11 protein-coding genes and 1 pseudogene are annotated in these 23,492 nt (G+C 67.3%); 4 read left to right on the forward strand and 8 right to left on the reverse strand.

The genetic code is table 11. The features are described from left to right. Positions 1–125 precede the first annotated feature (125 nt). The 6 genes from JEK78_RS23465 to JEK78_RS16795 form a co-directional block, all read right to left on the reverse strand. Positions 126–5,759 (reverse strand): hypothetical protein, encoded by a 5,634-nt coding sequence (locus tag JEK78_RS23465; protein WP_242483108.1) that lies wholly within the window; start codon positions 5,757–5,759, stop codon positions 126–128. Then, entirely contained in the window at positions 5,759–7,420 is a 1,662-nt protein-coding gene (locus JEK78_RS16775; protein WP_200260229.1) for a hypothetical protein, read from the reverse strand. The genes JEK78_RS23465 and JEK78_RS16775 overlap by 1 nt, the downstream gene beginning before the upstream one ends. Further along, a complete protein-coding gene (locus JEK78_RS16780; RefSeq protein WP_200260232.1) occupies positions 7,411–11,763 on the reverse strand; it encodes a serine/threonine protein kinase in 4,353 nt (1,450 codons plus the stop codon). The genes JEK78_RS16775 and JEK78_RS16780 overlap by 10 nt, the downstream gene beginning before the upstream one ends. After that, positions 11,763–13,187 carry a restriction endonuclease subunit S gene (locus JEK78_RS16785; protein WP_200260235.1) on the reverse strand — a complete coding sequence of 475 codons (1,425 nt, stop codon included), beginning with the start codon at positions 13,185–13,187 and terminating at the stop codon, positions 11,763–11,765. Before JEK78_RS16785 ends, JEK78_RS16780 begins: the two co-directional genes overlap by 1 nt. After that, positions 13,184–15,325, reverse strand: a complete 2,142-nt coding sequence (locus tag JEK78_RS16790) for an N-6 DNA methylase (protein ID WP_200260238.1) — start codon at positions 15,323–15,325, stop codon at positions 13,184–13,186. The genes JEK78_RS16785 and JEK78_RS16790 overlap by 4 nt, the downstream gene beginning before the upstream one ends. Before the next feature lie 255 nt (positions 15,326–15,580). Next, on the reverse strand, positions 15,581–17,710 hold the full coding sequence (locus JEK78_RS16795; protein ID WP_200260241.1) for an AIPR family protein: 2,130 nt from the start codon (positions 17,708–17,710) through the stop codon (positions 15,581–15,583). 238 nt (positions 17,711–17,948) lie between these two features. Between JEK78_RS16795 and JEK78_RS16800 the strand changes: the two genes are divergently transcribed. Beyond that, positions 17,949–18,644 (forward strand): hypothetical protein, encoded by a 696-nt coding sequence (locus JEK78_RS16800; RefSeq protein WP_242483109.1) that lies wholly within the window; start codon positions 17,949–17,951, stop codon positions 18,642–18,644. Positions 18,645–18,664: 20 nt separating this feature from the next. Here the strand turns inward: JEK78_RS16800 and JEK78_RS16805 are convergent. Continuing rightward, a pseudogene (locus JEK78_RS16805) lies at positions 18,665–19,863 on the reverse strand (IS3 family transposase). On the opposite strand from JEK78_RS16805, the gene JEK78_RS16810 reads away from it, so the two are divergent. Both JEK78_RS16810 and JEK78_RS16815 read left to right on the forward strand, forming a co-directional pair. Further along, positions 19,849–20,964 (forward strand): transposase, encoded by a 1,116-nt coding sequence (locus JEK78_RS16810; RefSeq protein ID WP_242483110.1) that lies wholly within the window; start codon positions 19,849–19,851, stop codon positions 20,962–20,964. The pseudogene JEK78_RS16805 and the gene JEK78_RS16810 sit on opposite strands and share 15 nt — an antisense overlap. Positions 20,965–21,076: 112 nt before the next feature. Continuing rightward, entirely contained in the window at positions 21,077–21,784 is a 708-nt protein-coding gene (locus JEK78_RS16815; RefSeq protein ID WP_242483111.1) for a hypothetical protein, read from the forward strand. Between the two features lie 342 nt (positions 21,785–22,126). On the opposite strand, the gene JEK78_RS16820 is transcribed toward JEK78_RS16815, so the two are convergent. Further along, on the reverse strand, positions 22,127–23,176 hold the full coding sequence (locus JEK78_RS16820; protein ID WP_200260244.1) for a helix-turn-helix transcriptional regulator: 1,050 nt from the start codon (positions 23,174–23,176) through the stop codon (positions 22,127–22,129). Positions 23,177–23,303: 127 nt separating this feature from the next. Between JEK78_RS16820 and JEK78_RS16825 the strand changes: the two genes are divergently transcribed. Continuing rightward, on the forward strand, positions 23,304–23,456 hold the full coding sequence (locus tag JEK78_RS16825; RefSeq protein WP_200260247.1) for a hypothetical protein: 153 nt from the start codon (positions 23,304–23,306) through the stop codon (positions 23,454–23,456). Positions 23,457–23,492 lie beyond the last annotated feature (36 nt).

Below are 23,492 nucleotides of genomic sequence, written 5' to 3' on the forward strand. Positions count from 1 at the left end.
CCTACGCAGGTACCTGGTGGGGTGCGGTTCCGCCAGCTCTGGCAGAGGCGGAACCGCACCCCGGATCGGTCTCGTGGATCGCCGGCACCCCGCAACCGGGTGCGAGAACTTCAGCGCCGCCCCGGCTACTCCCCGCTCGCAGTCTTGGTCGCCCCTCCGTGCCGGGTCACCCGCGGGCGGCATCGGACGCGCGTCGCACCGTAGGTGAAGGCCGGGTCAGTGGCCTTGCTCGCCCAGATGTAAGCCTCGCCGGGCTGGAGCTGGGCGAGCTGGTCCGGTCGCAGCGATGCGAAAGCGGTGTTTGCCTTCTGGAGGTGCTTCAGCCAGGCAGGGGAGGTGAACTTGTGCAGGATCACGTGGTCGGAGAGCTCGATGAGGGAGACCGGGACAGAGGGAGGGTCCTGACTGGCGACCAGGATGCTCATGCCCTTGTGCCGCATCTCGCGCACTGTCTCCACCAGGCCGGCCACGAGGTCCGGACTGTCGATGTACTTGTGGGCCTCGTCGAAGACAACCAGTTTGTTGAAGTGTTCGCTGTCGCGCCGGGCCTCAGCGAAGAGCTGCATCAGGACTACGAAGAGGCCCAAAGCCTCGTCCTTCTCGATGAACTCGTCCCGGAGGTCGACAATGATCAACCGGCCGGGACGGATGAGAGAGGTCAGGTGCGCACTGTCGTCGATGTAGTCGGCAGCAAGATCGAGGCGCTGCTGGGCGAGCTGCTTCACATGGTCGGGCATTCCTGAATCGGCGACGCCCTGTCGGATCGAATCGAGGTTCAGAGAGTTCCGGTGGGTGCGCATGATGCGGGTGAGCTGGCGGATGTAGATGGACTGGTTGCCCACTGCCCCCATGAGGAACCGCCAGTGGGCAGCCTGGAGTTCACGGGAGGCGAAGCAGAGAGGCTGCACATCGATTCCGGGGAACTCTCGCCGTCGGTCCTCCACCTGGTCGGCCGGAGCCAGTAGCAGAATGTCGTCGAGAGCACTCGGTTGTGCTCCGTAACGCGCCTGCAGGATCTTCAGCTGCCTCTCGTCGTCATTGGCAGCGATCATTGAGGTGAATTCGGGGGCGTAGTCCATGGTCTGGCTGTAATGGAAGATCACTGTGGCCAGCGGATGCGGAAGAAGGCTGACCGGCGGGGCCGACAACGACGCCGCCTCGATGAGGGTGCCCAGAGTGTAGCTCTTGCCGCCCCCCTGCACGCCGAAGAGGCTGATGGTGTGGGTCTCGTTGAAGTCGATAGCGACTGCGCGGCCGACTGCCTCACCGAGGACTCCGTACTGCGGTGAGGGGCGGGTGACGCCCAGGAAGACATCGGGCTGTGCGGCTCCGGCGCTGGTGGGGGCCGCGACCTCCGTAACCTGCCTCGGACCGTCAACGGTTGGTGCATCGTGGAAGCCACCGGGCGGATCGAGCACGATTGCCGTGTGCGCAGGTCTGGCGACAGTAGAGGCCAGCGCATCGGCCGCCCGTGCGGGCTCTGCCTCAGGCAGGGAGGCCTGATCGGCCGCCGGTGCGGGCTGCTCCTGGTCCTGCGGGGCTTGCGCTTCGGCCGAGTGCGGTGGGTCCTCGACAGGGCCGGACCCGGCGCCGGCATCCTCCACCGGCCCTCCGGGAGTCTGCCCGTCAGAGTCGTATCCCTCTGCATCCCGGGGTTCTTCCGCACGGAAGGCCGCGTCGGCGAGGCGGGGCACGGACAAGTCCAGCAGTGCGAGCGTGGGCGCGGTCGCAGAACCTTCTGGCGCCGGCTCCTCCTCCTGAGCAGAGTCCTGTGCTGCCTGCAGGCCGGGCCGGACCGTGGGGATCGCCTGGATCAGTTCGTTGATGAGGTCGCTGCCGATCCGGTGGAACTCCACTCCAGCGTCGGTCTCCTGGTCCGTTCCCGTCCGGGCGAGGTCGAAGATCAGGCCGCTGCGGGTGAACCGCAGCCGGTAGCCGTCGTCGAGGGTGTCGAGCAACTTGTGCGCGACCTTGCGGGCGCTCTGGTCCATGACACCGTGCCGGGTCGAGCGCTCCAGGTAGAAGCGGAGCATCGTGCCGAGTGCGAGGTTCTTGACCGGGCGGTCGACGCGGTCCGGACTGCGCTGCTCGGGGTCGAAAGACTCGGCGAGCACAGTCTGGCTGCGCTCCAGCTGCTGGCCGATCTTGGTCTTGAGTCGCTGGTAGGCGGTGATGTCGTCGAGCGCGGTGTAGCACTTCACTTCGACGAGGCGGCAAGTGACGGTACGGGTCCGGGCGTCGAGGTGGAAGAGCGCGAGGTCGCTGCGCTGGAAGGAGAGGGAGCCCCCGAGTTCGCGGGTCTGGCGGCGGACTTCGGCGTACAGCTCGGGGTGGGCGTCGAGCGGTACGACGATCTGGTTGCGCAGGACGTCCTGGTAGTCCAGGTAGAGGCGGGCCAGTGACAGGCCGAGGACTTCGGTGCGCTGGTTGGGTGCGGTCGAGGCGAGTTTGAAAGCGAGGTTCCCCGACAGCAGCCGCAACTGGTCGAAGAAGGTGTCGAGGTGGCGCTCCTCGACGTCGAGGCCGTGCTGCCGGGCGGTGGGGCCGAGCAGGGTACGCAGTTCTTCGACCGAGTTGGAGCTCACCATGATCTGGTGCCCGAGTCCGCTGCCGACCGAGGGCGCGTAGTCGATGACGTATTCGGGGCGGCCGTGCTGTCCCGCGTGGTCGAAGTACTCCAGACCGAGGGTCCGGTCGATGGTGACGACCCAGTCGCCGGTCTCGTGGGCCTGGTAGAGCAGGGCCCGGTCGTCGGTGTCCAGGGCGAGGACGGTGCAGGGCACGCTCCTCAGGGCTTGCCCGGCGGTGGCCACACAGGCGGCCGCGGTGGTGAGCAGTTCGGGCAGGCGGCTCATCAGGGTCGCCAGGTCCTCGGCATCCTCCAGGGCGAGGGCGCTGCCGTGGCGCGGGGAGGTGCGCCAGACGATCTGCTGCTCGTTGTCCTCGTAGGTGACCGTGGTGCTCTGTACCAGGCCGTGGACAGGGGCGTGAGAGATGTCCCGGTGCGTGGTGGCGGCGTGCTGCTCACCGCCGAAGGCGTCGATGAGGACCGTGAGATGGGCATCGAAGTCGTCGGCCTGGCTGGTGAACTCCGCGACAGAGCGCACGGAGTGGACGAGCTTCGCTGTACGTCCTGGACCTGCGGTGTGCAGGAAGGCCTCCGCTTCGGCGGAGGTGATCGCGCTCTGGGCGCTCTGCAGCTCCGCCAGTGCTTCTCCGGTCTCCGGGGCCTGCGGATCGGTCACGCAGAGACGAATGTCGTAGGCGAGATCCCGGGTGGTGTCGCGGCGCTGCAGTTCGAGGAGGGCGTCGGCGACGATCTCCGCGCGGCCGGCGTTGACGACGTTCATGACGAGCGTGCGAACGTACGGATGGAGCCGTACGTACCGCTCTATGCGGTCGGCGAGCGCCGTTCCGCAAAGGGCGCCGGAGACAGGACGCGTGCCTGCGGGCGGCAGCTGCAGTGCAGTGGCGAGCCTGCCGAGCAGGCCGCGGGGGTCTGCCGTCTCGCTGGGGAGATAGGCGCCCCAGTACGGGGTGATGTTGTCGGCGGCAGCCATCAGGCGGCCGTCCTGTCGGGGAACGGCGAAAGGGAAGCCCAGGGGGGCCAGATTCCCCATGAGGGAGTCCTTGACCGCGAGGACAGCGGGTTTGTCACCGGAAGTCAGACGCTGTGTCCAGTCCAGACCGAGCGCCGACCATGTGGCCAGCCACAGCGCCCGCAGCGGGTGGGTCGGGGAGACCAGCAACACGGTGTCCTTGCGCCCCAAACCGTCCGCGAGGGTCGCTGCCACGCAGTCGACCTGCTGGATCCTTGCCAGAGCGGCCAAGGCACGGCCCTGTCCGGTCTCGCCGGCCCGCTCGGCGTGCAGAGATTGGGCATCGACCAGCTCTGCGTACGCCTCCGCATATGCGACGAGTTCGTCTCGGACCCGCTCGAAGTCGACGGCCTCGCTTACCAGCAGTCCGGCCGCCTCGGCCGGACCATCCTGCGCCGCACGGTGGTCCTGACCGCTTACCGCAGCGAAGTAGGTGCGCCGGGCGGAGAGGAAGTCGTGGTACGCCTCGGCCGCCCGTCCCGTCAGCGCGTCCTTCAGGTCCTCGTCCAGGCCGACGGGCATCTCCGAAGTGCCGTCGGATCTCAGGAGGATCCGCCGCAACGAGGTGTCGTCCGGCCGGGCGAGCAGGTCCTGCTGCGCCTGGACGAGCAGCCGCGAGAGCCGGATCTCGCCGCTGCCGACGGTCTGGATCCGCACGTTCAGGATCTTCTGCGGGCTGCGTGCCGTGATCGGTCGCCATCGGACATCGAGGGCGGTGACCCGCGCGGGATCCTCGGCGCCGGCCAGGGCGTCGAGCTGCAGGGACCTCAGCGCCTGGGTGACTCCGGCGAAGCGCCCGGCGCTGCGCGCCGGAGGCTCCTCGATCTCCCCTCCGGGTACGACGTAGAAATGTTCACTTTCCCCGCCGGGTAGATCGTGCGCGCCAGGGAGGACGTCGAGGGGTTCGCCGCTTTCGTCCAGCGGGACGACTCTGACGTAGTGCCACCCCTCTTCCCAGTCGATCTTGTTGAGGCGGAGGAGTGAGGCCTTGTATTCGGCCTTCGGGCGTGCACCCTTGCCGATGTGCGTGATCCGGCCGATCGGGCCGCCGCTCTCCGAGACGATCTCCACACGGAATCTCACCAGCCCTTCCACCTTGCGAGGGTCGGGCTGTACCGCGAACCGCACGATGAGGTCGCGTACGCCGTTCTCCCCGGCGAGCAGGTAGGGCTGGCCGACGATGGCGGTGAGGGCGGGGTGCGCGGCTGCCTCGGCGCTGTCGCCGACGGTGGGCAGGTCGAGTTCGCGCACCTCGATGGAGACGGCAGCGCGCTTTCGCTCGTCGATGCGCCAGTTACCGAAGGACAGGTGCCAGTTCTCCCGGTCGACCACGATGCGGCGGGTCCACGCCGCCGGATCCTCCAGTCCGCAGCGGACGGCGAAGTCAGCCAGGCGGGAGGCGAAGTCGCTGTCGCTCAGGCCTAGATCGAGGACCCGCTGCCGCTCAGAGCGCGGTGAGGCAGTCAGCTTCGCCACCAAGCGGTGGTTCTTCCCGACCCGCTCAGCGATCAGTCCGGGGTCGGTGAACAGGTCGAAGTCCGGTACGAGCCCGAAGTGGTACACCGCTGCCCCAGCTACCTGCTCACGGTAGTCATTGGTTTGGAGCGTGAGGAGGAAGTGGGCGATGGAGCGGTTGCCGGCCCGGGGCCCGGTCATGTCGCGGAGAGCGGCGAGCAGTGCGTCGATCCCCGGGCGCAGCCGCTCGGGTACCTGGTCGAGGAGATGGTCGGCGAGATGAGCGTAGGCGTCTCCGAGCGGTACTTCTTCGAAAGTTGCGATACCGAAGGAGTCCTCGGCGCTCACCCTGGTGCCGGGGGGGACAAAGACCAGGAGCGGTCCGGGCAGTATGCCCTCGCCGTCTGCCCGGTTGCGGAGCTCGACCAGTCTTGTGCTGGTGACGCCGACGTCATGGAAAGGCCGGTCCGGGCACAGGTCGGCCTCGGGGAGAAGCAGGCAGACGGTGGCTTCGGGGCCGGCGGCTCCGCGCAGGCGGCGCACCAGTGCCGCGGCCAGCTCGGCCTCCACCTCGGTGATCCGCATGCAGTGCCCGTTGCCCCGCGCGGTGAGGAGCGCGGAGAGCCGGGGCGCGAGGACGCTTTCGAGGGCGTCGCGCAGGTCCTTGGAGGTGGTCTCGGTCAGTCCGGTGGTGCCGCTGCTCATCAGGGAGTGGCTCCTGTCCGTGCCGCGGTGCCGATGGTGTACCGGGGGGTGATGGTCTGCGTTAGGTAGGCGTCGGACATGTCCTGGTAGTAGCCGATCTCCCGCAGCCGGTTGAGGAACGCCGTGGCGTTGGCGCGCAGGGCTGCCTGGTCGTCGAGGTGGGCCCCGGCGAAGCCGTCGCCCTCGGGGAGCCGGTCGATGTGGAGCCCGTAGCGGTCACGCAGCAGGGCGAGGAACTCGTCGACCCGCATCGGAGCGGTTGCGAGGTTTCCGGACCCGCCGGCCTCTTCGCGGAGAAGGGACACCTGGAGCAGTACTTCGAGGAGGCGTGCGTCCAGGATGAAGCGTCGGGCCGAGGCATCGCCGCCGTGTCCGCCGCGGGGCTGGGCGATCAGTGCTCCGGGGCGGTGCTTGAGCAGCATGGAGTCCAGGCACTTCACAAACTGGCCCCGGTAGTAGCGGCCCCGGTAGTGCATGAGCATCTCGGTGTACTCGTCGAAGGGGTCGAGGTTGAGCTGGGTGATCTGCCTGACCTCAGGCGGCAGTTCCTTCTCCTCATCCCGCACCCGGGTGGCACGCTGCTGGAAGAAGGAGTCGCGCTTCTTCACGTAAGACTTGCCGAGCAGCCTCAGCGCCTCCTCGAGTGTGGCGTAGTTGCGGCCGCCGGACCGGCCTGGGCCATCGCCCTGGGCGGCGAGGTGCTCGGCGAACTCGTCCAGCTTCTTGATCTGGTAGGTGGCCTGCACGAAGCGGGGGATCCGCCGGTACCAGATTTCCGCACTGTGCTCGGCGATGCTGGCGGCCCGGGTGCCCGGCGCGCCCTCCACATCGAGGAAGAGGCGTACCTGGTACGGGCAGCGGTCGGCTGCCGTCGTGCCGGTGTGGCCCTTTCGGCAGGAGGTCGGGGCTGTGCCGTTCGCGAGGGCTGCAGGTAGCAGCTTCACCATGCGGAGGTGGTAGAGCGCCAAGTGGAAGGCGAAGAGCGTCTTGAGGTGGTCCACCAGGACTGTGCGCGGCATGTGGTCCTGGTGGTAGAGGAGCCGCATGACGTCCTGGCAGAGCAGGTGGGCGGGTTCAGCGCACAGCGGCGGGTGGGGGGTGCGGGGCTTGCTGTTGTCCGGCCGGTCCTGCATCTGTCTGCCGGCGAGTTCGACCATGTGCAGCAGCGCCTGAGTCTCCACGTCGGTGTCCGGGCCCGGGGTGATTGCGCCGGTGGAGCGGTCGACGTCGGAGAAGAAGAACTCACGGAGGCCTTTCAGCGCTCCGTCGTCGACCGCGAGCATCTCGTACAGCTGCTCGTCGGCCCCGTAGGGGCGGGACTTGCGGCTGTTGCGGAACCGGTAGACGAAACCGTGCAGCGGCCTGGGCCCTGCCACCGACTCATCCGCCCTGCCTCGGTTGACCAGGTCCAGGAGGTGGGTAGCGGTCCAGCGCGCGGTGGTGTTCCGGTCGAATCCGTCGAACACCTTGGAGTGCTTCAGGAAGAGGTTGACGAACACCTCCACCTCTAGCGTCTTGTCCCGGCTGATCTTGCTGGGCCTGCCGTCGTGCCACAGCCGCGCAAGGAGCGCGGTGAGGACTCGGTCCATGTCCAGAGGCTTGTAGTCGATCCGGCTGACGCCGGGGTGGTGGAACGTGCCGAGTGATCCGGTTAGCGCCATGCCGCCGCCTCCTGCGCTCCGTCAATGTCGGTGCCCTGCTGCTTGGTGTTCCCCTCGACCGGAGCGTCGGCAGGAAGCCCGGCTGCCAGTTCCTCCATGTGTAGGACCCGGTCCTCGGTGCGGTGGATGCGACGCAGGTCGTGCCCGTGGGTGGTGAGGAGCACTTCCTGGTAGGGGACGGCGGACAGCCGGTTCTTGAAGACAGACAGGGCCAGCTGCTGCCCCTGGATGTCGGCCACGGACGGCCGGTAGCCCTGCTCGAAACGATGCAGTAGGTCGAATAGGTCGAGCCGGATATCGAGCTCCGCTGTGCCGCCTTGACGCCCTGCCGGGTCCTGGTAGCTGAGCCGCAGCGAGGTCCGACCGGCTTCGATGTACGGGGAGGAATGCGCGGTGCCGGGTGAGAGACGGAAACCCTCGGCGGGGAAGCGGCGGAAGCTCCGCACGGTGCCGTCGGGCACTTCGCGGACCTTCAGAGCGAGGGCGTCTCCGACGCGCTCCGGGGCCATCAGGCCCTCTCCCCGGTTGAGGGCGCGCAGGAGCGCGTCGCGTTCCTGGACGAGGTCGCCGTCAGCGGACAGGAGGTCCATGAAGCGCAGGACGGAGGGGTAGGGCAGCATCCGCTGCGCGCGTTCCTCGTCGTGGAGCTCGAAGTAGAGCAGGCGGCGGGCTGCGTCCAGGTAGCGGCGGTGCTCTTCGGCCTGGCTGTGGTGGGTGCCAGCCGACCGGGTGAGCTCGGCGAACAAGCCGGAGAGCAGGACACGGTCCCGGTCGCCCCGCCCGTCCACTGTTACCAACGCCCCGCTGTCCAGGAGGCCGGAGTAGTCCAGTCGGCGGTCGAGCCGAGGCTTGGGGGCGGCGGCGACGTCCGCCTCGCGGAGCAGTGAGAGCAGCCGGTCGCGCTCCTGCGGGGTGCCGTCGTCTGCCGGGGGTGTGCCCAGCTGCGCGGAGAAGTAGAAGCCGTCGAGGATGCGACGAACGTCGCCGTCCGCGTACAGCTGGTGGATCTCGGTGCAGTCGCGGCCCGAGGTGAGGGTGAAGGCGAGTGCCGAGCGCAGGTCGCGCAGGGTGATGTGGAGTTTGCCGCGAAGCTGGGTGAGCTCGTACACCCGGCGCAGCCGCCGTTTAGCCTGGGGGCCGGCCGAGGCGTGCTGGAAGGTCTGGGCGTTGTGCCGGGCATAGCAGACGGCAGCCAGGTCGCAGCTCGCGCAGTCCTCCCAGAAATTCTCGTGGGTCATCCGGTCGACCATGCGTTCCAGGAGCGACTCGCCGTCCTGCGGGACGCCGTCGGCGCCCACCAGCCGGGCGGACACGTCTCGGGTGTTGAGGTTGACGACTGCCATGACCTGTCCGGTGCTGCCTCCGGCCAGGCCCGCATTGACGAGCTTGGAGAGGTGGGGGTACCGGTCGTGGCGGTGGCTGAGGAAGTCGATCAGCCGCCCCTCGTTGACGGCGATCAAACGCGTCTCTCCCCCGTCTCCCTGCCACCCCTCCTCCGAGGCACCCGCATAGGGGGCGAAGAAGTTCTCCAGGACCTCGTCCCCCACGGTGTCGCCCTCATCCTGGCTGCCGTCGTGGTTGGTGCGGAAGCGGTGCCCCTCCAGCGTGAAGTCGCTGCCGTTGGACCGGGGCGGGCCGAAGTCGGCGCCCAGCTCGCGGGCCTGGCGCTCGAAGTGCTCGAGGAAGGCGGTCTTGCCGTCGCCCGCGTTGCCGGTGACCACGACGAGTGCGTGCTCGCCCCGGCGGAGGGCGGGGATGAGCTCACGGTCGAGGGCGGTCTCGATGTATACGGACATGGCGCGCGGGTCGAGACCGCGGGTGCCCCGGTTGGAACGGTGGCTCTGGCTGTACAGGGTCTGCAGGTGGCCGACGAACGGGTTGCTGTTCGGCTCGGAAGGCTCTGCCTCCTCGGGGCTGTCACCGGCGGGCGGCGCCGGCGGTACCTGCGGGCGCGCGGGCGAGGACGGGGCGGATGCGGAGACGTCCCGTGCGGACTGGAGGTCTTCCAGCGCTCGCAGCATTTCCTCGGCGGTGGTGAACCGTTCGGCCCGGTACGGAGAGACCGCCCTGAGGATGGTGTCGGCGAAGCCGGGAGCGAGGTCGCCGAACCCGCTGTAGGCGGTCCGGGGGTCGATGGGCCGGGCGCCTGGCAATGGACGGTTGGCGTCCCACGGGTAGTTCCCGCCGGTGAGCGCTTCGTACAAGGTGACGCCCAGCCCGAACAGGTCTCGATCGGTGTAGCCGCCGGCGTCGGCGGGGACCTGGTCGAGGTCGGGCGGGCTGTAGCGGGGGCTGGTGTAGGTGTGCCCCTCGGAGGAGTCGGAGGTCTTGGCGATCCCGAAGTCGATCAGTTTGACGCCGTCGTCAGTCCACAGCAGGTTGCTCGGCTTGATGTCGCAGTGCCAGACCCCGAGGTCATGGATGTGCCGCAGACCGCGCGCGGTGTCGATCGCCAGTCTGAGTACGTCCGCTGCCCCCATCCGCCCGCCCCGGATCACCTCGGCGACATCCTTCCCGTCGACGAACTCGAAGACCAGGTAGGGGTATTCATCCGGGGACGGCAGCCGGTCCGCGTCCACCATCGCCACCACGTTGGGGTGCGGCGCGCCCTGGAGCCGTGCCAGGACGTCGGCCTCGCGGCGCAGCCGCTCCAGAACGGAATCCCGGTCCCGCAGGACCAGCTTCACCGCCCGGTCGACACTCCTTATCGTGTCGTACACCCGGTAGGCCACCCCGAATGAGCCGGGACGGCCGAGCCTCCGACGCACCAGGTACTTGGTGCCGAGTTGGAAGTCGGCCGGCAGGTCCCGGTAGAACTCCGGGCCGTGCGGGGCCTCCAGGTCTCCCCCGCCGCTGCCGGAAGCGGGCGGCAGGGCCGGTGCGGCGGAGGAGCCGATGCGCTTGGCGGGTGCTCGGACGCCGACGGCGAGGTCGAGGCGGCGCAGTGCCTCGACGGCGGTGGGCCGCGCAGCGGGGTCCATGGCGCACAGAGTCTGGAGCCAGTGCGCGAGCTCGACCTGCACCCCGGCGCTCGTAAGGCCCCCAGCAGGCAGCTGCCCGGCTGCACCGGCCTGCTCGGTGGCGGAGGAGAAGGGCAGCTCCCCGGTGAGCAACTGGTAGCCGATCACCCCGACCGCGTACACGTCCGCGGCCATGCCCATGGCCGAGGGCACGGCGTGGCACTCGGGGGCCAGATACGCCGGGTCGGCGACCTGGTGCGCCTGGACGTCCACGGTGTGGGGGCGGCGCTGGGCCGTCTTGGCGTACTCGAAGCCGGTCAGCATTGCCCGGCCGTCCTGGGCGATCAGGATGTTCGACGGGGTGAGCTCGCGGTGCGCGATCCGGCGGCTGTGGGCGTGTGCAAGACCGCGCAGGACGTCGCGGAGCGTCCGCAGTTTGGCGTCGGCGGTCAGCGGGTCGGCGCTTCCGCTACCGGTCAAGTGCAGTCGCAGAGCGTGTCCAGGCACGTCCTCAAAGACGGTGACGCACACGCCCTGGTCATCGTCGGCGAGGAAGTCCCGTACCCCTACGACGTTCGGGTGCGAAGGCAGTTTGCCGAGCGCCTCGTAGGCAATCCCGACCTGCCTGCGTTCGAACAGTCGCGCGGCCTCAGGGGCGTAGGGGTCGACCTTGCGCACCTGGAGCCGGACGGTCCCCGACCCCTGCACCATCAGGGCATGCTTGGCCCTGTACTCGGCGAGCACATCGATGCCATCGGCGTGCTGTGACTCGCTGAGCTTCTCGATCACCTGCCAGTTACCGAACCGGAGCGGACCGGAGGGCGCGCGGGAGGCACCGCGGACGGCGCTGACGATCGCCTCGTGGTGGGCGGAGACATCAGTGTCGAACCGGCCGGACACCACCGGCACCCGGCTGGCGTCGGCCAGCCGCCCGATCAGGCCGTCCAGGGCGACGGTGGCCTTCGCGTCGCGTTGGAGCGGCGTGGAGTCGGTAAGGACAGCGTCCGGGGCGGTGAGGACCACCAAAGCGTCGGTGTGGAGCCGGGCGAGCGGCCGGTGGACGGTCTCCAGGACCGTCTTGAGCTGCTTGGCATGGCTCTGCAGCTTGGGGACCGGGCTGCGGAACGGGGCGCGGCGGGCCGGGTACCAGCGGCTGCCGTCGGCTTCGATTCGGCCGTAGGTGCCCTTCACGTCGATGACGTAGACCGCGTGTCCGGTCACCACGACGAGATCGACCTCGAAGGCTCTCTCCCGGTTCCGGCTCGGGATCTCGACAGAGTGCAGGACCGTCCAGTCGTCGGGAGCATGATCACGCAGGTGGGCGATCACTCTCCGCTCGGCATCGTTGACGGCCTCCCCAACAGCAACGATCCTGGCACCCATTACCCGGCGGCCTCCTCAATGGCGGCGGTGAGCAGCGCGAGCGCCTTGTCTTCGAGGACATCGGCTCGGTCGCGGCAGTTGTAGGCGTAGCGGACGGTGGCTGCAATGCGGGCGCGATCTTCCGGTGGAGCGAGCGGAACGGGCAGTGCTCTGAGGAACGTGGGGTGGTACTCCTGCTGCTTCCCTCCCACGCTCATGGAGCGCAGTGCCCGGAACACGGCCTCGGACCTGAAGAAGGCGAAGAGATAGGCCCCGGATACCTCGGGATCACCACTCACTACGCGCACGTAGTCCTGGCTATAGGCATGCTGCAACCACGAGCCCGTCACGAAGACCGAGCGACTGTAAACCTCGTTCTCACCAAGCGTGCCCCGTGCCGCAACCAAGATTGTCTCGTCCTGCAGACGGATATCGTCGGGAGCCTGGGCTTCGTTGATCCATCGTCCTTCGGGACGGAGCCAGAACGACTGCCGCTGCCCGATCAGACGAACACCGTGCTCCGGATCGCTATCGATCCTCTTGAACCGAGCCCCCGTACTCAAGGTTCCGCCAGAGCAGACCTCGCCCAAGGTAGAGCCCGGTACCGCGCCCAGCTTCTCGATCAATTGTCGTGCGCGAGGCGCGAAGTTCAGCGCCCGGATCGATGTTGGCCCCACGCTCTCCACCACGAACCCGAGGTCCCGGTCCTGTTGGTGCCAGCCGACCTTGTTCAGCTCGGGCAGTCCGTTGCTGTCGAAGAAGTCCTTCGTCGCGGCCACTAGGTCCTTCTGACACTGCGCCCGCAGCTCCGCGCTCTTCTCGATCAGCTTGTGGATCCGCTCCTCGAGCTTTGTATCGAACCGGGGCACCGGGAGCCCCGCGATGTGGTGCGGCTCAATGTGTTTCACGGCAGACCCGTAGACCGAGCCCCTGACAAGTACCTCGCCGAACTTGCTGAGCAGGAAGGCGAACAGGTAGCCGGACTTGATCTTCTCGGGGTCGGACTCGACCTTGACGATATCCTCCGACCCCCAGATACCTCCCATGTCGGGACGAACATAGGAGCGTCTACCAGCATTGAACCCCGACCGCGAGATCAAGGTCATCCCCGGCTTGAGCCTCAGATAGGACAGCGCGGCCGAGGTGGCGTCCGACTTCCGCAGCCGGGGAAGGCCGGTGAGGTCGGCCGCCATCATGTCCTTCGTGCCGAGGAACGGCACGCTGTGCTCAGGGTCGGTCAGATAGACCCGTCGGAACATAGGACCGTTGAAGATTCCCCCGTTGTGCCCTTGCGTCAGGCTCGCCAGCGGCTCTGTCCTCGGAACCCGCTTGAGCATCTCCTTCATCGCCAGCGCGCCCGAGACATACGGCGATGCGTCCAGTCGGAGCCCATGGGCGGCGAACCAGCCGGACATCACCGGGTTGGCGAGGTCGGCGACCTTCATGCGCCCGCTCCCGCAGCCTCACGCGGGTCGATTCCCGGCACCGGGTACTTGGCCCGAAACTCCCGGTACTTCTCCGCGATCACCGGCAGGTCATTGTCGATGACCTTCCTGCTGCGCCTCAGCGGCCGGACCACTTGCTTCCCTCGGATGTTGAGACGTTCGATCTCGACCGAGGTCTCGACCACGGGCTCGCCGTCGGGTGTGCGCTTGTACAGCTCGTTTCCGCGACGGTCGAAGCCGACTTTCTCGGCGACGGCCATGAAGACCGGATATGGCTTCTCCGTTTTCATCCTCCAGTTGCGTACTTCCTGCTCGGTCTTCCGCTTGAGGAAGAGCAGCGTGGTGAGGATGTTGACGTTGGCGTCGACGATGAAGGTCTCTACAGGAAGTTCAACGCTGGCAAGGACCCAGCAGCGCTCCAGGATGTAGCGGCGGATCGCCTCGTCGGTCGGTCCGGGATTCGACAGGATGCCGTTGGGAAGGACGATACCGATCCGCCCGCCGGGCTTGACCCACTCGATGGCCCGCTGGATGAAGAGCTGCTCAGGAGCCATGCTCTTCGGGGTGGTGGTCGTGCTTGCGGTGGGCTCTCCCGTCACCGGGTCGCGCCCCCACGACCGGGCGATGCCCTGACGGAAGTCGCCGAGCACTGACTCGTCGCTGATCGGGATGTCCGCGCCGAACGGCGGGTTGGACAGCACCACGTCCACGGTCTTGCCGAGCGGAATCCTCTTCTTCGCTTCCTCGACGTCCGCGAGGTGTCCGCGCGGGAAGGCGAGCGAATCCATGTGGAAGATATTGCCCGTGGTCTGCGCGAGCATCATGACGTCCATCGTCGTCGCCCGCACCAGGAAGCGGTCGAAGTCGGCACCGAACAGGTGCTCCTTCGCATACTTCTTGAGAAGCTCAGGGTAGCGTTCCCGCTCCTCCTTGGTGTCGGGGAAGCCGAAGGTGCCTGCCTCCTTCTTCCAGCCGTCACGCAGGTGTTTGAGCGTGGCCTGGAGGAAGCCTCCGGTGCCGCAGGTCGGATCGAGGACGGTCTCGTCCGGCTGCGGGTCGAGCATCTCCACCATGAGGTCGACCGCGACGCGCGGGGTGAAGTACTGCCCCCGGTCTCCGCGCAGGTTGATGCCAACGAGTTCCTGGTAGGCGATGCCCTTTGCATCGATGTCCGAGGCGCTGAGGTCGTAGTGGGCGAGCTCGCTGACGATGAAGGCGAGCGCCTGGTCGGAGAGGGTGATCTCGTCGGTGGGCTTGAAGACCTCCCTGTACTCGCCCTTGACGTCCTCGAAGAGGCTCCGCACTCGCTTAGCGATGGCAGCACGCCCGTCTGCCTCGAACATCTCCTTCAGGCCGACCCGGAACCTTCCGTGCCCCGTGCCCCGGCTGACGCGCTCGTCGTACATCTTGGCGAACAGCAGGTAGAGGAACTGCCAGAAGGCGGCGTCCTTCGGCATGCCCTCGTTGCCGTGGATGTAGTTGTGGCAACGCCGGAAGGCGATCTTGAGCCTTTCCGGCTCGGCCACACGCAGCCGCTGGTGCGAGGCGACGGTACGGCTGCCGTCCGTCCCGTCGGCGATCTCCCAGTCGCTGCGGTCCTCGAAGCTGACCCCGAAGTCGTCGACCACCTTCTTGAGGAAGAAGAAGTCGGCACCGTCGGTCCACATGCCGTGAGCGCATAGCGGACGGCCTTCGTTGCCCATCAGTTCCTGGAGTTCCTCCAGGTCCTTCCGCGCCTGGTCGGGCATGCGCAGCTTGAGGACGTTCTTGGTCTGCTTGGGCTCGGGCTTGCAGATCACCACCCGGCGCAGGTTGGCGGTGGTGTGGGGCATGCCGGACTCGAAGACCGCGATGTCGGCTTTCTTGGTGCGCTTCCGCTTGGCCCCCTCTTCGCTGACCGTGAGGGCGAAATCACGCTCCATGTCGTCGGGGTCGATCCCGTACTCGTGGACGAGCGCGCGAGCGGTGCGCTGGCGGACCTTCTCCTTGGGCGTCTCCTTGATCGCCTCGCCGCTGATGTAGTCGGCGACCTCGCCCTCCTTCAGGGCCACGACCTGGGACTTTTCCTCGCCTGCTGCCTGGCCCGCGCTCTCTCCGGGCTGCTGCGGCATGTCCAGGTCCAAGGTCAGTTCCTCCATCGACGTGCTGCTTCTTCCTTGTGCTCAACCGCGCCAGCGGCTGTCACCGCTGGGGTCGGATATGTCTGTCCGATGCCGCGAAGGTCCATTCACGGCCGCCACCTGCGATTTTACGGTCACGGGTGCGGCGCTGTGACGATTCCCGCAGACTGACCAGTCCTGCGCTCTGCCGCTGCGCGACCCTACAAGATGGCACCGACAATCCCGGCCCTCCTGTCCGCTGGCTTTCCTGGCGGCGAACAGGAAGGCCGCTGGTCATACGCCTGCCGCTGTCTCATCAGCATCGGGCTCGTTCCCGACCAAGAGATCGGCTTCGGCGCGCGCCCGCTCCGCGATCTCTGCCAGTGATCCGCTCTCCGGCAGGAACCATCGCAGAGTGCCCTGCGTGGACTGGTTGACCCCAGACGCCTCCCGGCGCATGATGCGGGCCAGGCCGCTGGGCGAGTACCACTGGTCGTCATAGCACCACTGCAGCTGATCGGTTGCGCTGTTCCGCCAGATCGCCTGAGACCGCCTCGGGTCCTCGGCGAGCCACTGCGGCATCTCCCGGCGCTCGGGACCGGAGTAGGGCCGGTACTCAAGCACAGCCCCGTCCGGGATCGTCTCCTGCTTGACAAGCGTCTTGACTGCATTGATCTGGCGGCCCGAGGAGGCCGACGCCTGATAGTCCGCCGCAAGCTCCGGGGCTGGGCTGTCCGAGGACATTCCGCGCAGCGCTGTCCGGGCCACCTGGCGGATCTTCTCGGTGTTCCGTACGGCGGCGATGATGTGGCTGTTGGGCCCATACTCCACGTCGACGGCCTGCAGGGACCGGATGAGAGCTTCGCCGACCAGTTCAGGCACCCGGGCCAGCTGCGCGTCCCAGTCGAAGTCCGGATCCGACATCTTCCTGGTGTCAAGCTGCCGGAAGATCACATGCGTGACCAGGAGATCGCCGTAGCCGGCCATCGCGGCTGCCCGCCAGACCAGCCCCTCCCGGATCTCCTGCAGACGGGCACGCACCGACCGCAGCAGCTGCACACAGCGCCATATCCGGAAGGCCGAAGGCTCCTTGCCGAACAGCGCCTCGTAAGTCCCGTCCTCCCAGAGGCCGCCGAGGTCGCGCTTGGCGAGCGCCGCGTTCTCGGCGTTCGGGTGCACTGCGGCCAGAGCCTCCGCCGCCTCGGTGATCGTGCACCCGTGCTCGGGCGCGGGCTCCCGCTCACCCCGCTTGATCACATAGGCGAGGCGAAGGTCGAAGGCGAAGGTGTCCCGAAGCGCGGTCTGAACCGGATCGAGTGACTTGAAGTCGCGTTCCTCGATCGGGTTCTGGGTGTTGGTGTTGGTCGTCACCAGGTCCCCGAACCCGGGCGGGCAGTCCTCCAGAGAGATCAGTCGTACGAGAACGCGCCCCCGCAGGGCTGCCTCAGGGTTCTCGTCGTACGCCTTGTGGATCGCGCTCACCGTCTGGGCCCCGTTGACTACACTGACGCCTTCGACCAGAAAGTCGCCGACCCCTCCTGTGACGGCCTTGCGCGTCGGCTTGATCCGTTCGCAGAGCATGGTGATGCCGTTGCTGAAGTACCAGAAGTGCTCCGGGGCGTCCGTCAGAGTGCCGCGTATCTTCACGTTGACATCGGTCAGGTCGAGGGCGTCCCGGATGTTGCGGGCGAACAGGCCGCGACGGTGCTTTCCGTAGAGCTCAGCGATCTCCGGAGTGGTCATCGTGCCGTAGTACGCCTTGTACGGCGTCGTCTCCTGGCCGAAACCCTCCAGTCTGACCGTGGCGTCCACCTTCGGGGTGGCTGAGTCTCCGAGGGCGGCCCGGCGGAAGTCGCGCAGATCGAGGACCTTGTAGTCGACCATCTCCTCGACCTCGTTGAACTGCTTGATCTTGCGCTCCAGCAGCTCCCGGATCTCCGGACCGAGGGCATCCGACCTCATCAGGGCCAGCACCAGAGTGATCTTCGGGGCCTCTTGGGTGCCGTCGTAGCACTCCTCCAGCACCTGGACGTGCCGCTGGAAGCGCCCGTTGAACTTCGAGAACCGGAGATCGAGGAGCAGGTCGAGCCCTTCGACCATCTTGTGCACCTCGGACTCGCCGAACTTGCCCCTGCCGTTGTCGCTCCACTTCGCCTGGACAAGGGAGATCCTGGTCGGCTGCCGGCGGCGGTCGATGGCTATCGCGTCGAGTCCCCGGTCGTCGCCACCGTCGAAGACGGCCTGGGCGCACTCCTCGTCGGTCAACGGGTGCTCGATGCCGATCGCCATCGCTGCCAGCGCACGGGTGAGGCGGTGCTCCCGGAGCTTCTCCTCCGACTGGCCCCCCAAGTCGGACGTATCGATCAGGCTGCCGAAGCGTTCCTCAAGCACCCGCTGGACGGGGCGGACCAGCGCCACACTCATGCCATGCTCCTCATAAAGATCGTCACTCTGGGTGACCTTAGCGCCCGGGGGCGTAGCGAGGAAGAGGAATGAGACAACTGACCTGGGTTCGACGTAATTCGAGGGTCCTGGAGGCTCTTGCGGGCTGAAGGTGCAGGTCATCGGGGCGCGGACGGCGCAAACGGCTGGAATGGCCTAGAGACACGACTTTCTTGATTCACCTGTGTTGGCCTGCTACTTCGGCCTATCGTCTGGATCCATGTACGTGAGGACGACGAAGCGGGAGAACAAGTCCGGCACGGTCCGGTACCTGCATCTGGCCCACAACGAGTGGGATCCGGTGAAGGGGCGGGCGGTGCCGAAGGTGCTGTTCACCTTCGGCCGCGAGGACGACCTGGACCGCGAGGCGGTCAGGCGTCTGGTCATATCTCTATCGAAGCTGCTGGAGCCGGGCGACGCGCTGGCCGCAACCGCGGCGTCGGACCTGGAGTTCGTCTCCTCGGTGCCGTTCGGCGGCGCCTATGTGCTCGACCAGCTGTGGCGCCGGCTGCGGATCGACCAGATCGTGGGCCGGGTCGGGCAGCCCAAGCGAGGCCGGCGCCGGTACATGACCGCGACCGAGCGGGTGCTGTTCGCCCTGGTCGCCAACCGGGCGCTGGCCCCGTCGTCGAAGCTCGCGGCGGCGGAGTGGATCACGAACGACGTGCACATCGACGGCCTGGCCGAGACCGGCGAACAGCCCTGCTACCGGGCGATGGACTGGCTGCACGAGGTGCAGGACGACTTGGAGAAGCAGGTGTTCGACGAGGTCGCGAACCTGCTGAACCTGGAGGTCGACCTGCTGTTCTTCGATACCACCAGCACCTACTTCGAACTGGAGGAGCCCGACGAGCCCCTCGCCCGCAACGACGCGGGCCGGCGCCTGGACGCCGACGATGTGGACGACGGGCCTTGACCCCGAATCCTGGACACGGGCTATGCGGCTTGAGCCAGCGTAGTTGATGTTGCGGCGAGTGCCGTCTCGTAGGCGATCGGGCTGCGTTGTCCGAGTCGTGAGTGGCGGCGTCGGGTGTTGTAGCGGTTCAGCCATCGGAAGGCGTCGAGCCGGGCTTCGCGCTCGCTGGACCAGCTCTTGCGGCCTTGGAGGGTTTCCCGCTTGAACGTCGCGTTGAAGGACTCGGCCAGCGCGTTGTCCGCCGAGCTGCCGACCGCGCTCATGGACTGGCGGACACCGGCCTTCGCGCAGGCGTGGGCGAAGGCCCGACTGGTGTATTGCGCCCCGTGGTCGCTGTGCATGACGGCCCCCGCGAGGCTGCCGCGGGTCCGTATCGCCGCGTCCAGGGCATCGGTGACGAGCTCGGTCCGCATGTGATCGGCCAGCGCCCATCCGGCCAGGCGGCGCGAGGCGAGGTCGATGACCGTGGCGAGATAGAGGAACTTCCCACCGTCCAGCGGGAGATACGTAATATCGCCGGCATACCTGGTGTTCGGCTCCGTGGCGGTGAAGTCCCGGCCGATCAGGTCGGGCGCCTTCGCGGCGGCCGGGTCCGGGACCGTGGTGCGGTGTCTGCGGCGCAGGCGCGTCCCGGCGATACCGGCAGTGCGCATGAGGCGGGCGACGCGCTTGTGGTTGACGCGCTCACCGTCCTCGCGGAGCTCGGCGGTGATCCTGGGGACACCGTAGGTGCCGTCCGACTCCCGGTGGACGGTTTGGATCCGTGCGGCGAGCTGGGCGTCGGCCGCCCGGCGGGCCGCCCGGTCCGGTGCGGTCCGCGCCAGTAGTAGAAGCTGGAGCGGGCGATGCCCAGACCTGGCACAACCGCTTCACGCCGTATCGGCGCTGGTGTCGCAGACGAACTGGAAGCGGTTCACCAGCGCGTCTCCCCGGCGAAATACTTCGCGGCCTTCCGCAGGAGCTCGCGTTCCTCCTCCAGCTCGCGGATCTTCTTCCGCGCGGCGGCGAGCTCTGCCTGAAGCGAAGACTCCGGCACCGCCGGACCCTCCGGGCGGCGGCCACGGGGACGGGCGGCACCGGCCGCCCGGATCCAGTTCCTCAGCGTCTCCGGGTTGACCCCCAGATCAGCGGCGACCGACTTGATCGTCGCCCCGGGCCGCGACTCGTACAGCGCGACCGCGTCCGCCTTGAACTCAGGCGGGTAGTGCTTCATGACCACGGGACATCCGTTCTCCTGGACCTTCAAGATCCAAGTGTCTCGGGTGTCCAGGATCCGGGGTCAAGGCCCGACAACGAGGCCAGGCAGGCCGGGTTTCGGACCTACGGCAAGTCGAAGGACTCCCGCGACGACCTGCCGCAGATCGTGATCGGCATGGCCGTCACCAGGGACGGCATCCCGGTCCGCTGCTGGTGCTGGCCGGGCAACACCTCCGACCAGACGCTGATCCGGCAGGTCAAGGACGAGATGCGGGACTGGACCCTGTCCAAGATCGTGTGGGTGGCAGACCGCGGTTTCTCCTCCGCCGCCAACCGCCGCTACCTGCGCAAGGGCGACCACGCCTACATCATCGGCGAGAAGCTCCGCTCCGGAAGTCCCGAGGTGCAGGCCGCCCTGTCCCGCCAGGGCCGCTACCAGGACGTCGGCGAGAACATGCGCGTCAAGGAGGTGCGGATATCCGACACCGACCGGTTCGTCATCTGCCACAACCCTGAAGCGGCCGAGCGTGACCGGCACATGCGCGAACAACTCGTCGCCCAGCTGGCCGGCTTGATCGCCGACACCGACAAGCTCAGCGACTTCAAGCGGGGTGAACTACGCGGGAAGATCGCCGACAAGCCCGGCCTGAACCGCTACCTTCGCGCTACCCCGGCCGGCAAGCTCCGCGTCGACCAGGCGAAGATCAAGGCGGAGGAGAACCTCGACGGGAAGTACCTCCTGCGCTGCTCGGACCCCCACCTGAGCGCCGAGGACATCGCGCTGGGCTACAAGCAACTGCTCGAAGTCGAGCGCGGCTGGCGCGACATGAAGCAGATCATCGACCTGCGGCCCGTCTACCACCGCCTCGAAGAACGCATCCGAGCCCACGTCATCCTCTGCTGGCTCGCCCTCCTCCTCATCCGGATCACCGAGACCACCACCGGCAAGACCTGGCCGCACATCCGACGCGAACTCGACCGCCTCCATCTGGGCACCTTCACCGGCCGCACCGGCACGTTCCAGCAGGTCACCACCCTGACCAAGCCTCAGCGCGACCTACTCGCGAAGCTGGACATCCCCGCCCCCAAGCAGGTCGTCTCACTTCAGCCCACACCTCGCTGACCAGCGAGAACACCACCGCCTAGAGACACGCCCTCCAGGCGGACACACGCATGTCCACCCAGGTCAGGCCCCAGATTCGCCTCTCCAGACTGCCGAATTACGTCGAACCCGGGTGTCCCGCCAGGGCCGCTACCAGGACGTCGGCGAGAACATGCGCGTCAAGGAGGTGCGGATATCCGACACCGACCGGTTCGTCATCTGCCACAACCCTGAAGCGGCCGAGCGTGACCGGCACATGCGCGAACAACTCGTCGCCCAGCTGGCCGGCTTGATCGCCGACACCGACAAGCTCAGCGACTTCAAGCGGGGTGAACTACGCGGGAAGATCGCCGACAAGCCCGGCCTGAACCGCTACCTTCGCGCTACCCCGGCCGGCAAGCTCCGCGTCGACCAGGCGAAGATCAAGGCGGAGGAGAACCTCGACGGGAAGTACCTCCTGCGCTGCTCGGACCCCCACCTGAGCGCCGAGGACATCGCGCTGGGCTACAAGCAACTGCTCGAAGTCGAGCGCGGCTGGCGCGACATGAAGCAGATCATCGACCTGCGGCCCGTCTACCACCGTCTCGAAGAACGCATCCGAGCCCACGTCATCCTCTGCTGGCTCGCCCTCCTCCTCATCCGGATCACCGAGACCACCACCGGCAAGACCTGGCCGCACATCCGACGCGAACTCGACCGCCTCCATCTGGGCACCTTCACCGGCCGCACCGGCACGTTCCAGCAGGTCACCACCCTGACCAAGCCTCAGCGCGACCTACTCGCGAAGCTGGACATCCCCGCCCCCAAGCAGGTCGTCTCACTTCAGCCCACACCTCGCTGACCAGCGAGAACACCACCGCCTAGAGACACGCCCTCCAGGCGGACACACGCATGTCCACCCAGGTCAGGCCCCAGATTCGCCTCTCCAGACTGCCGAATTACGTCGAACCCGGGCCAGGGCTTTGGTGCCCTCGATGTCGCCGAGGGCGGTCTTCGCCGCGGCCCAGAGTGCTTCGTGTGTGCTGGTGAAGGAGCCGTTGGCCCTGGCCTGGTCGTGTCGCGTGCGATATCGACATGGCTGGTCGAGAGTGCGCACCGCCGGCACCTGAGGTAGGTGATCCTGCGGTGTCGAACCCCGGGGCGCCTCCGCTCGCCCCGCGGTCCGGCTCGGCGCGCTGCCTGTTCAGGGCGCTCGATGGTCAGCACGAGCGCTGTGCAGGTCGTGGGAGTCCTCATCGCGTAGTTCGGATGCCAGGAGGAAGCCAAGGTGGGTGCGGTTGCGTGCGCCCAGTTGAGCCATCAGCTTCGCGATGTGCTGGCGGCAGGACCGCTCGCTGATACCGAGGCGGCGGGCTATGGCGGCGTCCTTGTCCTCGACCAAGAGCAGGCGTGTGATGGCTCGCTGCATGTCCGATATGACGATCCCCTCGCGGCGGGACTCGTACGCGGATGCGAAGGGTGAGGCGCCTTGCCAGGCCATCTCGAAGACGCCGATGAAAAACGACACCACTCCTTGGTGGCGGACGCACAGCGCTCCCGGTCCCTTCCGTGTGGGGACGAAGGCGATGCGCTGGTCGAAGATGATGAGCCGAGGAAAGAGGGTGTCGAGCGTGCGGATCTCCGCGCCAGACTCTACCAGGCGCGCGGCGTACGCCTCCGTGGCGGGGCTGAAACGTGCACTGTGCTGATAGATCGTGCGCATGCTCACGCCCCGCTCCAGCATCGCGAAGTCGCGTTCCTGCGCCTGACTGAGGATGTTGACGGGACGGGGGCCACCGGGCTGAGCCGTCAACACTTCGCTCCGGCACTCCTTAGCTGCTTCCTCCAGCATGGGGTCGATGTCGTGCGCACCGACCTGGAGGACGTCGTCGGATCGGTAGTCCCTGGTCGCCTCATGGGCTTCGCGCAGCGCCGCAAACTCCTCCATCACGGTGTCGACGCGCGTCTGAGCGTCATGGAGGGCTTGGCGAAGGGGAGTGATGGCACGCGCCTCGGCGGCCTCCAACAGGCGCTGGTCGTAGATATCGGGACAGTCTTGTCTGGGCTCCAGCAGGCCCAGCGCCAGCAGTCGTTCGAAGGCCTGGATCGCCGCTGACTGTGGCAGGTCGAGGTCGCGGACCAACTCCTCGCGGCTGCCTGCGCCCTGCCGCAACGCCTCCGCATAGAGCCGTTGCATGGCCTGGACCATCGATTCTGGTCCGTTTTCTCCGTTTATCTCCTGTTTGCTTTGCATTCATTCATCCTTCCTCTTCCGGCACTGCCTATCCATGATCCATCCAGGTGGTGGCTAACGGGAGGAGGGGCCAGCAGGATCGAAATCGGGTCTCGAACACGAGATTCCGTGAATGGGGGATCTGGACATGATCAAGGTCAAATGCTGGTTTGCTGCACTGTCTTTGGCTCTCACCGCCATTGCTTCGGTACGTGCAGCGATGCCGGAGCCTGGCGATGAGGGAGGCCGGGGCGCCGTCGCCCGCGCCGGTGAGCAGAGCAAGGACACCGGCTGGGGATGAGCCGGCGAGAAACACACGCCGACATGACCGACCGCT

The sequence above is a fragment of the Streptomyces sp. HSG2 genome, assembly GCF_016598575.1.
GTDB lineage: Bacteria > Actinomycetota > Actinomycetes > Streptomycetales > Streptomycetaceae > Streptomyces.

Coding starts and splice junctions, on each gene's coding strand:
- JEK78_RS16775 (WP_200260229.1), bottom strand. CDS start 7,420: ATGGCGCTAACCGGATCACTCGGCACGTTCCACCACCCCGGCGTCAGC.
- JEK78_RS16820 (WP_200260244.1), bottom strand. CDS start 23,176: ATGCAAAGCAAACAGGAGATAAACGGAGAAAACGGACCAGAATCGATG.
- JEK78_RS16825 (WP_200260247.1), top strand. CDS start 23,304: ATGATCAAGGTCAAATGCTGGTTTGCTGCACTGTCTTTGGCTCTCACC.
- JEK78_RS16795 (WP_200260241.1), bottom strand. CDS start 17,710: ATGAGTGTGGCGCTGGTCCGCCCCGTCCAGCGGGTGCTTGAGGAACGC.
- JEK78_RS16780 (WP_200260232.1), bottom strand. CDS start 11,763: ATGGGTGCCAGGATCGTTGCTGTTGGGGAGGCCGTCAACGATGCCGAG.
- JEK78_RS16785 (WP_200260235.1), bottom strand. CDS start 13,187: ATGAAGGTCGCCGACCTCGCCAACCCGGTGATGTCCGGCTGGTTCGCC.
- JEK78_RS16800 (WP_242483109.1), top strand. CDS start 17,949: ATGTACGTGAGGACGACGAAGCGGGAGAACAAGTCCGGCACGGTCCGG.
- JEK78_RS23465 (WP_242483108.1), bottom strand. CDS start 5,759: ATGAGCAGCGGCACCACCGGACTGACCGAGACCACCTCCAAGGACCTG.
- JEK78_RS16790 (WP_200260238.1), bottom strand. CDS start 15,325: ATGGAGGAACTGACCTTGGACCTGGACATGCCGCAGCAGCCCGGAGAG.